Annotated in this window: 11 protein-coding genes; all 11 read left to right on the top strand. The window is 54.8% G+C overall.

The window, feature by feature from the left end; all coding sequences use genetic code 11:
• Window positions 1-36: 36 nt before the first annotated feature.
• The 11 genes from AAAH10_RS09625 to AAAH10_RS09575 all read left to right on the top strand — a co-directional run bounded on the left by AAAH10_RS09625 (window position 37) and on the right by AAAH10_RS09575 (window position 11,839).
• Complete coding sequence (locus AAAH10_RS09625; protein ID WP_343562935.1) at window positions 37-657, top strand: NADH-quinone oxidoreductase subunit C; 621 nt, start codon at window positions 37-39, stop codon at window positions 655-657.
• Complete coding sequence (locus AAAH10_RS09620) at window positions 657-1,835, top strand: NADH-quinone oxidoreductase subunit D (RefSeq protein ID WP_343562933.1); 1,179 nt, start codon at window positions 657-659, stop codon at window positions 1,833-1,835. The genes AAAH10_RS09625 and AAAH10_RS09620 overlap by 1 nt, the downstream gene beginning before the upstream one ends.
• Window positions 1,832-2,473 carry an NADH-quinone oxidoreductase subunit NuoE gene (gene nuoE / locus AAAH10_RS09615; RefSeq protein WP_343562931.1) on the top strand — a complete coding sequence of 214 codons (642 nt, stop codon included), beginning with the start codon at window positions 1,832-1,834 and terminating at the stop codon, window positions 2,471-2,473. The genes AAAH10_RS09620 and nuoE overlap by 4 nt, the downstream gene beginning before the upstream one ends.
• Window positions 2,466-3,752 carry an NADH-quinone oxidoreductase subunit NuoF gene (gene nuoF / locus AAAH10_RS09610; RefSeq protein ID WP_343563300.1) on the top strand — a complete coding sequence of 429 codons (1,287 nt, stop codon included), beginning with the start codon at window positions 2,466-2,468 and terminating at the stop codon, window positions 3,750-3,752. Before nuoE ends, nuoF begins: the two co-directional genes overlap by 8 nt.
• 13 nt (window positions 3,753-3,765) lie before the next feature.
• A complete protein-coding gene (gene nuoG, locus AAAH10_RS09605) occupies window positions 3,766-5,835 on the top strand; it encodes an NADH-quinone oxidoreductase subunit NuoG (protein WP_343562929.1) in 2,070 nt (689 codons plus the stop codon).
• A complete protein-coding gene (gene nuoH / locus AAAH10_RS09600) occupies window positions 5,828-6,838 on the top strand; it encodes an NADH-quinone oxidoreductase subunit NuoH (RefSeq protein WP_343562927.1) in 1,011 nt (336 codons plus the stop codon). The genes nuoG and nuoH overlap by 8 nt, the downstream gene beginning before the upstream one ends.
• Before the next feature lie 93 nt (window positions 6,839-6,931).
• Window positions 6,932-7,420 carry an NADH-quinone oxidoreductase subunit NuoI gene (gene nuoI / locus AAAH10_RS09595; protein WP_343562925.1) on the top strand — a complete coding sequence of 163 codons (489 nt, stop codon included), beginning with the start codon at window positions 6,932-6,934 and terminating at the stop codon, window positions 7,418-7,420.
• Window positions 7,421-7,431: 11 nt separating this feature from the next.
• Complete coding sequence (locus AAAH10_RS09590) at window positions 7,432-8,049, top strand: NADH-quinone oxidoreductase subunit J (RefSeq protein WP_343562923.1); 618 nt, start codon at window positions 7,432-7,434, stop codon at window positions 8,047-8,049.
• Complete coding sequence (gene nuoK / locus AAAH10_RS09585) at window positions 8,049-8,360, top strand: NADH-quinone oxidoreductase subunit NuoK (protein WP_343562921.1); 312 nt, start codon at window positions 8,049-8,051, stop codon at window positions 8,358-8,360. Before AAAH10_RS09590 ends, nuoK begins: the two co-directional genes overlap by 1 nt.
• Window positions 8,361-8,368: 8 nt before the next feature.
• Window positions 8,369-10,309 carry an NADH-quinone oxidoreductase subunit L gene (gene nuoL / locus AAAH10_RS09580; protein WP_343562919.1) on the top strand — a complete coding sequence of 647 codons (1,941 nt, stop codon included), beginning with the start codon at window positions 8,369-8,371 and terminating at the stop codon, window positions 10,307-10,309.
• A gap of 3 nt (window positions 10,310-10,312) precedes the next feature.
• Window positions 10,313-11,839: an NADH-quinone oxidoreductase subunit M gene (locus AAAH10_RS09575; protein ID WP_343562917.1), complete on the top strand. Its 1,527-nt coding sequence runs from the start codon at window positions 10,313-10,315 to the stop codon at window positions 11,837-11,839.
• Window positions 11,840-11,843 lie beyond the last annotated feature (4 nt).

Here is an 11,843-nt window from a genome sequence, read left to right as displayed (position 1 = left end):
TGCTTTTCCGGCCGATAATCGAATAGTGGTGACATTATGAGCCAAAGCCTTATTGATCTGGGTGAATACCTGCAGGGCAGTCCTGCTGCCGGGGTATCCAGCACAGAGATCAGAAATGAAGAGCTGATTGTCTGGACGACAGCGGATCGGCTTCTTTCCCTTCTGAAGTTCCTGCGGGATGACCAGAACTGTCAGTTCCGTCAGCTGGTCGACATGACAGCTGTTGACTTTCCTCAGCGCGAAGAGCGCTTCGAGGTGGTTTATCTGCTCCTGTCTCTCAAGAGCAATCAGCGTATTACCGTCAAGCTCCCGGCCGTTGATGATGCAGTGATTCCCTCTGCTGCCGGTTTGTTCAGCTCAGCGATCTGGTACGAGCGCGAAGCCTGGGACATGTTCGGTATCTTCTTTGATGATCACCCTGATTTGCGCCGTATGTTGTGTGACTACGGTTTTGAGGGGCACCCTCTGCGCAAGGACTTCCCGCTGACAGGTTACACCGAGGTTCGTTATGACCAGACACAGCGTCGTGTCGTGTACGAACCGGTCAAGCTGGCCCAGGAATTCAGAAACTTTGATTTCCCGAGCCCCTGGGAAGGCATGTTGAACCTGCCGGGTGACGAGAAAGCTGAAAAACAGGATGAAGGAGGGGCGGCATAATGGCTGAAGCTGCAATCAAACCTCTTACGCTGAACTTTGGCCCGCAACACCCTGCTGCGCACGGTGTTTTGCGTCTGGTTCTGGAAATGGACGGCGAGGTGATCGAGCGTGCCGATCCTCACATCGGACTGCTGCACCGTGGTACAGAGAAGCTGATCGAGTACAAAACCTATACCCAGGCTTTGCCCTATTTTGATCGCCTCGACTATGTTGCCCCGATGAACCAGGAACATGCCTATGCCCTGGCTGTCGAGAAGCTGCTGGGGATCGAGGTACCAAAGCGCGGTCAGTACGTGCGTGTTCTCTATTGCGAAATCGGTCGTATTCTCAATCACCTGCTGAACATTACCACCTTCGCCATTGACGTTGGTGCGATGACACCCATTCTCTGGGGCTTTGAGCAGCGTGAATCCCTGATGGAATTCTATGAGCGGGCATCCGGTGCGCGTCTCCACGCAGCCTATTTCCGCCCGGGTGGTGTGCATCAGGACCTGCCGGCCGGTCTGGCAGAGGACATCCTGACCTGGTGTGAACAGTTCCCGGCCTTTATTGACGATCTGGAAGGCCTGCTGACAAAGAACCGTATCTTCCTGCAGCGGACTGTCGATATTGGTGTTGCGAGCTTTGACGAGGCGATGGACTGGGGTTTCTCCGGCCCGATGCTCCGTGGTTCCGGTGTGGCATGGGACCTGCGCAAGTCACAGCCCTATGACTGCTATGACGAGCTCGACTTCGATATCCCGGTGGGCAAGAACGGTGATTGCTATGATCGCTATCTTGTGCGTATCGAGGAAATGCGCCAGTCCCTTCGTCTGATTGAACAGTGTATCGAGAAAATGCCTGAAGGTCCGGTGATGAGCGAGAACAACAAGGTTGCTCCTCCGCGCCGCGGTGACATGAAGCGCTCGATGGAAGCGCTGATCCATCACTTCAAACTCTATTCAGAGGGCTTCCGTGTTCCGGAAGGCGAGACCTATACAGCCGTTGAAGCACCCAAGGGTGAGTTCGGCGTCTATCTGGTTTCCGATGGAACCAACCGTCCGTATCGCTGCAAGATCAAGGCCCCCGGCTTTGCGCACCTTGCTGCGATGGACTACATGTGCCGCGGCCACATGCTGGCTGATAGCGTGGCTGTTCTCGGCTCCATGGATATTGTATTCGGTGAGGTTGACCGATGAAAACAAGCTCGTTCCCCAAACACGAAACAGGCAGCTTCGAGTTCACGGCTGAAAACAAGGTCGAAGCGGATCGCCTGATCGCCAAGTACCCGGAAGGCCGTCAGGCCTCTGCCATCATTTCCATGTTCTATCTGGCCCAGAAACAGAACGGTGGATGGCTGCCGAAGGAAGCGATCGAATACGTTGCGGAATACCTCGGTATTGCTGCAATCCGTGCCCACGAGGTTGCGACCTTCTACACCATGTTCAACCTGAAGCCGGTTGGAAAATACTTTATTCAGGTCTGCCGCACGACCCCGTGCTGGTTGCGTGGTTCCGAGGACGTGCTCAAGGCTGCTCTCGACAAGATCGGTGTCAAGAACGTTGGTGATGTCAGCGAAGACGGTCTTTTCTCCGTTGTAGAAGTGGAATGCATGGGCGCCTGCTGTAACGCCCCTATGGTTCAGATCAATGACTGGTACTATGAGGATCTGAATGCAGAGAGCATGATGAAGATCATTGACGAACTGCGTGCAGGCAAGGATGTTCCTGTAGGGTCCCAAACCGGTCGTATGAGCTCTGCTCCGACAGGTGAGTGGACAACACTCCATGATTTCCCGCCAACGGAGCAGGGCAAGGGAGGAACTGGTGATGCTTGAGGACAAGGATCGTATCTTTAAGAACCTCTACGGTCAGGATGACTGGGGGCTGGAAGGCGCCAAGCGCCGCGGTATCTGGTCCAATACAGCCGAACTGGTCGCGATGGGGCGCGATGGTATCATCAATGAAATCAAGGACTCTGCCCTGCGTGGTCGCGGTGGTGCGGGTTTCCCGGCCGGTCTGAAATGGTCCTTTATGCCGAAGGAAAGCGATGGCCGCCCTCATTATCTGGTGGTCAATGCCGATGAATCCGAGCCAGGGTCCTGCAAGGACCGCGAAATTCTGCGCAATGATCCGCACCTTCTGATCGAGGGCTGTGTGATTGCCGGTTTCGCAATGGGGGCCCATACGGCCTATGTCTACGTCCGTGGCGAGTATTATCTTGAAGCACAGCGCCTGGAACAGGCTGTCGAGCAGGCACGGGAAGCCGGTCTTCTCGGTGATAATGCCGCCGGTTCCGGATGGGCCTTCGACGTTCACGTGCACCGTGGAGCAGGGGCCTATATCTGTGGCGAGGAAACGGCGCTGATTGAATCGATCGAAGGCAAGAAGGGCCAGCCTCGTCTGAAGCCGCCTTTCCCTGCTGCTGTCGGTCTTTTCGGCTGCCCCTCGACTGTGACCAATGTTGAAACGGTTGCTGTGTCTCCGACAATTCTGCGTCGCGGTGCGGACTGGTTCAAATCCTTCGGTCGCGAAAACAATACCGGCACGAAGATCTTCTCCGTTTCCGGTCATGTGAACAATCCCTGCAACGTTGAAGAGTCCATGGGGATTTCCCTCAAGGAACTGATCGAAAAACATGCAGGTGGTGTTCGCGGCGGCTGGGACAATCTTCTGGCCGTGATCCCCGGTGGTTCTTCCGTGCCTTTGCTGCCAAAGGACGTTTGTGACACCATCACAATGGATTTCGATGCCCTGCGCGAAGCTGGCTCCGGTCTGGGAACGGCAGCGGTGATTGTCATGGACAAGTCCACGGACATTATCGAAGCGATCCACCGTCTGTCACACTTCTACAAGCACGAGAGCTGTGGTCAGTGTACGCCGTGTCGTGAAGGCACGGGCTGGATGTACCGCATCATGGGGCGCATGGTTCGCGGTGAGGCTGAAATCGACGAGATTGATACCCTGTGGGAAATCACCAAGCAGGTCGAAGGTCACACCATCTGTGCTCTCGGCGACGCTGCGGCCTGGCCTATTCAGGGCCTGATCCGCAATTTCCGTCCGGAAATCGAGCGCCGTATCATGGAATACAAAGCTGCCCGTCAGGCTGCGGAATAGGAGATTTTGACCAATGCCAAAGTTGACGATTGATGGCAAGGAAATCGAAGTCGCCGACGGCCTGACCGTTCTTCAGGCCTGTGAACTGGCGGGTGCCGAAATTCCACGCTTCTGTTATCACGAACGCCTTTCCGTTGCGGGCAACTGCCGGATGTGTCTGGTTGAAATGGAGCGCGCTCCAAAACCGGTTGCTTCCTGTGCCATGCCTGTTGGTGAAGGCATGGTGATCAAAACCAACAGCGAGCTTGTTCAAAAGGCCCGCAAGGGTGTGATGGAGTTCCTGCTGATCAACCACCCGCTGGATTGTCCGATCTGTGACCAGGGTGGGGAGTGTGATCTTCAGGATCAGGCCATGGCGTTCGGTCTGGACAAGGGGCGTTATCGCGAGAACAAGCGTGCCGCGACAGAAAAGCACATGGGGCCTCTGATCAACACGATCATGACCCGTTGTATCCAGTGTACACGCTGTGTCCGTTTCGCGACCGAAGTTGCGGGTGTCGAGGAAATCGGCCTGATCAACCGTGGTGAGAATGTCGAGATCACAACGCTTGAGCGCGCGATTAATTCCGAGCTTTCCGGCAACCTCGTGGATGTCTGTCCGGTTGGTGCGTTGACCAACAAGGCCTACGCCTTCAATGCGCGTCCGTGGGAGCTGAAAAAGACCCTGTCCGTTGATGTGATGGATGCCGTTGGGGCAAACATCCGTATCGACAGCCGTGGTCGCGAGGTTCTGCGTGTCCTGCCGCGTATTCATGAGGATGTGAACGAGGAATGGCTGGCTGACAAGTCCCGCTATTCCATTGACGGTCTGAAACGCCAGCGTATCGACAAGCCCTACGTTCGTCGCGACGGCAAGCTGACACCGGCGACATGGACGGAAGCCTTTGAAGCCATCAAGGCCGGTTTCAAGGACCTGAAGGGCAGCGAGATCGGTGCGATTGCCGGTGATCTCTGTGATGCCGAGTCAATGCTGGCGCTGAAGGATCTTATGGCGTCCCTTGGTTCTGCCAATATCGATTGCCGTCAGGACGGGGCCGCTCTGGATGCCTCTGTCCGTTCATCCTATCTCTTCAATTCCGGTATTGCGGGTATCGAAGAGGCTGATGCGATCCTGATCGTGGGTTCAAACCCGCGGTGGGAAGCACCACTGGTGAACGCACGCATCCGCAAGCGTTTCCTGCAGGGGGGGCTGAAGGTTGGCATGATCGGCAACTCTGTGGATCTGTCCTATGATTACGATTACCTCGGTGCAGGTTCTGACACTCTGAAGGATGTTGCCGGAGGCAAGCATGCCTTTGCAGAGGTTCTGAAGTCTGCCGAAAAGCCCATGATCATCCTGGGTATGAATGCCCTGACACGATCTGACAGTGAGGCTGTCCTTGCCCTGGCAAAATCCACGGCTGACACCTTCGGTATGGTTCGTGAGGGCTGGAACGGCTTCAATGTTCTTCACACGGCTGGTGGTCGTGTGGGGGGACTGGATCTCGGTTTTGTTCCGGGTGAGGGCGCACTGAATGTTGCTGGCATGCTGGATGCTGCAGAATCCGGTTCACTCAAGGCTGTCTATCTGCTTGGTGCAGACGAGATTGATACTGCAAGGCTGAAGAATGCCTTTGTTGTGTATCAGGGCAGCCACGGTGACAGGGGTGCTGTTGCAGCAGATGTTGTTCTGCCTGGTGCAACCTACGCCGAAAAGAACGGCACTTATGTAAACACCGAAGGCCGTGTGCAACTGGGGCGTCTGGCCGTCTTCGCGCCGGGTGAAGCCCGCGAGGACTGGACAATCCTGCGTGCGCTGTCCGAACAGATTGGTGAAGCACTGCCTTATGACAATCTTGGTCAGCTGCGTCAGCGCCTGATCGAGGTAAACCCTGTCTTTGCTGCTCTGGATACTCTGCAGGCTGCGGAGTGGGCTGATTTCGGCAAGGCTGGCGAGCTGTCCGGTGAAGCCTTTGCTTCAAACGTTTCAAACTACTACATGACAGACCCGATTTCCCGGGCTTCTGCCACCATGGCGGCTTGTACGGAAACCTTCGTACTGAACCGCGAAGCAGATCAGGGGGCCACAGGAACCAATGGCTGAGTTTATTGATCTCTATGCGCTTCCGGGCGTGATCATCGTCGCGCAAATTCTTGCGATTGTTGGTCCTCTGCTGATTGCGGTGGCCTATCTGACACTGGCCGAACGCAAGGTGATTGGCGCGATGCAGATGCGCAAGGGGCCAAACGTTGTTGGGCCTTTCGGTTTGCTTCAACCCTTTGCCGATGCGGCCAAGCTGATTTTCAAGGAAACGATTGCTCCTGTTGGGGCCAACAAGGTGATCTTTTTCCTGGCACCAATGCTGACCTTCATTCTGGCTCTTGTGGCCTGGGCGGTTATCCCCTTTGCAGATGGCTGGGTTGTCGCCGACATCAACGTCGGTGTGCTCTTCCTCTTCGCGATTTCCTCCATGGGGGTTTACGGGGTTCTGATGGCGGGTTGGGCATCCAACTCCAAGTATCCCTTTATCGGTGCCCTGCGTTCCGCTGCGCAGATGGTGTCCTATGAAGTGTCCATGGGTCTTGTGATTGTGACTGTTCTGCTCTGTGTCGGTTCGCTGAACCTGTCCGACATTGTGCGGGCACAGGAAACAGTCTGGTTTGCGATCCCGCTGCTGCCGATGTTTGTTGTTTTCTTCATCTCGGTTCTGGCGGAAACCAACCGTGCTCCCTTTGATCTTCCTGAAGGTGAGTCCGAGCTTGTTGCCGGTTTCTTCGTTGAGTATTCCTCCATCAGCTTTGCGCTGTTCTTCCTGGGTGAATACGCCAACATGATCCTGATGAGTGGCATTACGGCGATCCTCTTCCTTGGTGGCTGGTTGCCTCCGGTGGATATCGCACCCTTTAACTGGATCCCGGGTCCGATCTGGTTTGCAATCAAGATTGCATTCCTCCTGTTCGTGTTCCTGTGGGTTCGCGCAACCTTCCCGCGTTTCCGTTATGACCAGCTGATGCGTCTGGGCTGGAAAGTCTTCCTGCCATTCAGCCTCATCTGGGTGGTTCTGACCGCGGGTGTTCTGGTTGGCTTCGACCTTCTGCCCCGATAAGGGCAGGGAGAAGCCTTCCAAAAGCCTGCGGGGGCAACCCCGAACAAACGTAACGAAACAAAGAAACGAATTTAGTTGGAGAGATAAAAGGCGATGGCATTTCTGGACCGTACAGCCCGCAGTCTCCTGTTGACGGAACTTCTGTCCGGCATGTGGCTGACACTGAAGTACTTCTTCAAGCCAAAGGTGACACTCAACTATCCTTATGAAAAAGGGCCGATCAGCCCGCGTTTCCGTGGGGAGCATGCTTTGCGTCGCTACCCTAACGGGGAAGAACGTTGCATTGCATGTAAACTCTGTGAGGCCATCTGTCCTGCGCAGGCTATTTCCATCGAGGCGGAACCGCGCGAGGATGGCAGCCGCCGGACAACCCGTTATGACATCGACATGACCAAATGCATCTACTGCGGTTTCTGTCAGGAAGCCTGTCCGGTTGATGCCATTGTCGAGGGTCCGAATTTTGAATTTGCGACGGAAACCCGTGAAGAGCTGTTCTACAACAAGGACAAGCTGCTTTTGAACGGCGACCGTTGGGAGGCTGAAATCGCGCAAAATATCGCGATGGATGCTCCGTATCGTTAAGGGGCTGACTGATGGTAATTCAGGCACTTGTCTTTTATCTCTTCGCTGCCATCACGGTTGCATCCGCGGTGATGGTGATTTCCTCGAAGAACCCGGTTCACTCGGTGCTCTTCCTTATCCTGGCCTTCTTTAACGCAGCAGGGCTCTTTGTTCTGCTGGGAGCAGAATTCCTGGCGATGATCCTTGTGGTCGTCTATGTCGGCGCTGTGGCGGTTCTTTTCCTCTTTGTCGTGATGATGCTCGACATTCATGTGGAGGACCTGCGCAAGGGCTTTATGCAGAACCTGCCGATTTCGGGACTGGTTGGCCTGATCCTGCTGATCGAGCTGCTGCTGGTTGTCGCGTCCTGGGGAATCAACCCGGATGTTGCCGCGACACAGATTGCAGAACCCATTCCGCCGATTGATCAGATCCACAACACGCAGGCTCTTGGTAACGTGCTGTACACAGACTACGTTCTGCTCTTCCAGGGCGCGGGCATGATCCTCTTCGTTGCGATGGTTGGCGCAATTGTTCTGACCCTGCGTCAGCGCGAGGGTGTGAAGCGCCAGGACATTGCAAAACAGGTCAGCCGCACACGTGAGGAAGCCGTTGAAATCAAAAAAGTTGAAAGTGGGAGCGGTATCTGATGCTTGAAATCGGTCTTGCACATTATCTGGTTGTCGCTGCCATCCTGTTCTCCCTGGGGATTTTCGGGATCTTCCTGAACCGGAAAAATGTGATCATCATTCTGATGTCCATCGAATTGATGCTCCTGGCTGTGAACATCAACTTTGTTGCCTTTTCATCCTATCTGGGTGATCTGGTCGGACAGGTCTTCACCGTCTTTATCCTGACCGTTGCTGCTGCAGAAGCGGCGATTGGTCTGGCTATTCTGGTTATCTTCTTCCGTAATCGCGGTTCCATCGCGGTGGAAGACATCAACGTTATGAAAGGCTGAGGGGACAAATGGAAAAGCTTATCGTCTTCCTGCCCCTGCTGGGCTCTTTCATTGCAGGCGTTTTCGGCAAGGTGATCGGGGATCGCGCCGCACAGGTTCTGACAACCGGTTTGCTGCTGGTGTCTGCGGTTCTGTCGATTGTGACCTTCAAAAATGTCGCTCTGGATGGCAATGCCTACGTTGCGACGCTTTTTACCTGGATTTCATCCGGTGACTTCACTCTGTCCTGGGCGTTGAAAATCGATACCCTGACAGCTGTGATGCTCATTGTTGTGACTGTGGTGTCCTCCATGGTTCACCTCTATTCCTTCGGCTATATGTCAGAGGACAAATCCAAGGCGCGCTTCTTCAGCTATCTCAGCCTCTTTACCTTCATGATGCTGATGCTGGTGACATCCGATAACCTCGTACAGATGTTCTTCGGATGGGAAGGGGTCGGTCTGGCATCCTACCTGCTGATCGGTTTCTGGTATCACAAGGAAAGTGCCTGTGCCGCTGCGATGAAGGCCTTTCTGGTCAACCGTGTTGCCGATATCGGTTTTGCTCTGGGTATCATGGGAATCTTTGTTCTCTTCGGTACTGTCAACTTTGCTGAAATCTTCCCGGCTGTTCCGGGGCTGGCAGAGGCACAGTTCAGCTTCCTGTGGTTCGAGGGTCATGCGCTGACCATCATCTGTCTGCTGCTCTTCATCGGTGCAATGGGCAAGTCGGCCCAGCTGGGTCTGCACACCTGGCTGCCGGATGCGATGGAAGGCCCGACACCGGTGTCTGCGCTGATCCACGCGGCGACAATGGTGACAGCGGGTGTCTTCATGCTGGCACGGATGTCTCCGGTCTTTGAATTCGCTCCGACGGCTCTTGAAGTTGTGACCTATGTTGGTGCTGCAACTGCGTTCTTTGCGGCGACTGTCGGTTTGACACAGTTCGATATCAAGCGGGTGATTGCCTATTCAACCTGTTCCCAGCTGGGTTACATGTTCTTTGCAATCGGTGTTTCTGCCTATGGCGGTGCGATTTTCCACCTGATGACACACGCGTTCTTCAAGGCGCTGCTGTTCCTTGGTGCGGGTTCCGTGATCCACGCCATGCATCACGAGCAGGACATGCGCAAGATGGGTGGTATCTACAAGCTTATCCCCGCGACCTACATCCTGATGTGGATTGGGTCCTGGGCTCTGGCCGGTCTGCCGCCTTTTGCCGGTTTCTTCTCGAAGGATCTGATCCTCGAAGCCGCCTGGGCTGATCAGACAACACACGGCAACCTGGCTTACTGGCTGGGTACAGCTGCGGCCTTTATGACAGCTTTCTATTCATGGCGTCTGCTGATCATGACCTTCCATGGAAATCCGCGTGCCGACAAGCACACCATGGACCATGTGCATGAATCACCAATGGTCATGATGATCCCTCTGCTGGTTCTGGCTGTTGGTGCGGTTCTGTCCGGCTGGCTGGGTTACAGCTATTTCGTCGGTGAGGTTGCAGAGCGTGCGGCCTTCTGGGGCGATGCGCTGTTTATCCTGCCTGAAAATGACAGCGTGGCGGCAGCTCACCATGTTCCGACATGGGTGAAACTGACACCGCTGGTGATCTCTGTGCTTGGCATTGTCGCGGCCTATGTCTTTTACATGTTTGTGCCGAGCCTGCCCGAGACCTTTGTACGGATTTTCCGTCCGGTTCATGCCTTCCTGTTCAACAAGTGGTACTTTGACGAGCTCTATGACGTTCTTTTCGTACGTCCGACAAAGGCTCTGGGCCGCGTGTTCTGGAAGGGCGGGGATGAGGCCATCATTGATGCCTACGGCCCGAACGGGGCAGTTTCCCTGACACGTGTGATTTCGGCACAGGTCAGTAAACTGCAGAGCGGTTACGTTTATCACTATGCCTTTGCCATGCTGATCGGCGTGGTCGGGTTGATTACCTGGTACATCATTGGGAATGCGGGTCAGTAAAGAATGTTGATAGATCACCTTCTGTCCGTTGTGACATTTGCGCCGCTCATCGGGGCGGCAATCATCCTCCTGATCAAAGGGGATGAAGCAGTGGTTGCCCGCAATTCCCGCGCGGTTGCTCTGTTCGTCTCTGTTGCAGTCTTCCTGCTGTCGCTGGTGCTGTGGTTCAATTTCAACAAAAGCTCTGCGGACTTCCAGTTCACAGAAAAGGTTGAATGGATGCCCGCTCTCGGGCTGACCTACCACATGGGCGTTGACGGTATTTCCGTTCTCTTCGTCCTGCTGGCGACCTTCCTGACACCCATTTGCATCCTGTCCAGCTTCGGGGCGGTGGAAAAGCGTGTGAAGGAATACATGGTGGCCTTCCTGGTTCTGGAAACCATGATGGTGGGCATGTTTGCGGCGCTTGATATTGTGCTGTTCTACATCTTCTTCGAAGGTGTCCTGATCCCGATGTTCATCATCATCGGTGTCTGGGGTGGTGCACGCCGTGTCTATGCGGCCTTCAAGATGTTCCTCTATACCTTCGCAGGTTCGGTGCTGATGCTGCTGGCCATTCTGGCGATGTACTTCGAGGCAGGGACAACAGACATCCCGACCTTGCTGGGTTATGTCTTCAATCCTGACATGCAGTTCTGGCTGTGGCTGGCGTTCTTTGCATCCTTTGCTGTAAAGCTGCCGATGTGGCCGGTTCACACCTGGCTGCCGGATGCGCACGTTGAAGCGCCGACAGCCGGTTCCGTTATTCTGGCGGGTGTTCTGCTGAAGATGGGAGCCTATGGCTTCCTGCGCTTCTCGGTTCCGATGCTTCCCGAAGCGACCGAGTATTTCACTCCGCTGGTTTATGCCCTGTCTGTTGTCGCCATTATCTATACCTCTCTGGTGGCGCTTGTTCAGGAAGACATGAAGAAGCTGATTGCCTATTCCTCTGTGGCTCACATGGGTTATGTCAGCATTGGTATTTTCACCCTGACACAGCAGGGCGTTGAAGGTGCGATTTATCAGATGCTGGGACACGGCATCGTGTCGGGTGCGCTCTTCCTCTGCGTTGGTGTTGTCTATGACCGGATGCACACCCGTGAAATCAGCAAGTACGGCGGTGTTGCCGACAGGATGCCACGTTATGCGCTGATGTTCATGGTCTTCATGATGGCTTCCGTCGGACTGCCCGGGACTGCCGGTTTCATTGGCGAGTTCCTGGTGCTTGTCGGTGTCTTCCAGGTGAACACCTTTGTTGCACTTCTTGCTGCTTCTGCCATGGTTTTTGGTGCAGCCTACATGCTGTGGCTCTTCCGCAAGGTGGTTTTCAGTGCCCTGACATCGGAAGAGGTCAGGAAGCTTGGCGATCTGTCTGTGCGTGAAAAGGTGATCTTTGCACCGCTGATTGTCCTGACAATCTGGATGGGGGTATATCCTGTCAGCTTCCTCGATTTCATGGCGCCATCTGTTGAAAACCTGATCACCAACTACAATGCGGCCATTGCCGCTTCTGACGCCGCGCCGATGTTTGCGCAGCTCTTTGGTCAGTAAAAGG

The organism is Carbonatibacter coralli (genome assembly GCF_039592655.1).
In the GTDB taxonomy this organism is placed as follows: domain Bacteria; phylum Pseudomonadota; class Alphaproteobacteria; order Kiloniellales; family Kiloniellaceae; genus Carbonatibacter; species Carbonatibacter coralli.
This window is presented reverse-complemented; position numbering and strand designations above follow the sequence as displayed.

Coding starts and splice junctions, on each gene's coding strand:
- AAAH10_RS09625 (WP_343562935.1), top strand. CDS start 37: ATGAGCCAAAGCCTTATTGATCTGGGTGAATACCTGCAGGGCAGTCCT.
- AAAH10_RS09620 (WP_343562933.1), top strand. CDS start 657: ATGGCTGAAGCTGCAATCAAACCTCTTACGCTGAACTTTGGCCCGCAA.
- nuoE (WP_343562931.1), top strand. CDS start 1,832: ATGAAAACAAGCTCGTTCCCCAAACACGAAACAGGCAGCTTCGAGTTC.
- nuoF (WP_343563300.1), top strand. CDS start 2,466: ATGCTTGAGGACAAGGATCGTATCTTTAAGAACCTCTACGGTCAGGAT.
- nuoG (WP_343562929.1), top strand. CDS start 3,766: ATGCCAAAGTTGACGATTGATGGCAAGGAAATCGAAGTCGCCGACGGC.
- nuoH (WP_343562927.1), top strand. CDS start 5,828: ATGGCTGAGTTTATTGATCTCTATGCGCTTCCGGGCGTGATCATCGTC.
- nuoI (WP_343562925.1), top strand. CDS start 6,932: ATGGCATTTCTGGACCGTACAGCCCGCAGTCTCCTGTTGACGGAACTT.
- AAAH10_RS09590 (WP_343562923.1), top strand. CDS start 7,432: ATGGTAATTCAGGCACTTGTCTTTTATCTCTTCGCTGCCATCACGGTT.
- nuoK (WP_343562921.1), top strand. CDS start 8,049: ATGCTTGAAATCGGTCTTGCACATTATCTGGTTGTCGCTGCCATCCTG.
- nuoL (WP_343562919.1), top strand. CDS start 8,369: ATGGAAAAGCTTATCGTCTTCCTGCCCCTGCTGGGCTCTTTCATTGCA.
- AAAH10_RS09575 (WP_343562917.1), top strand. CDS start 10,313: ATGTTGATAGATCACCTTCTGTCCGTTGTGACATTTGCGCCGCTCATC.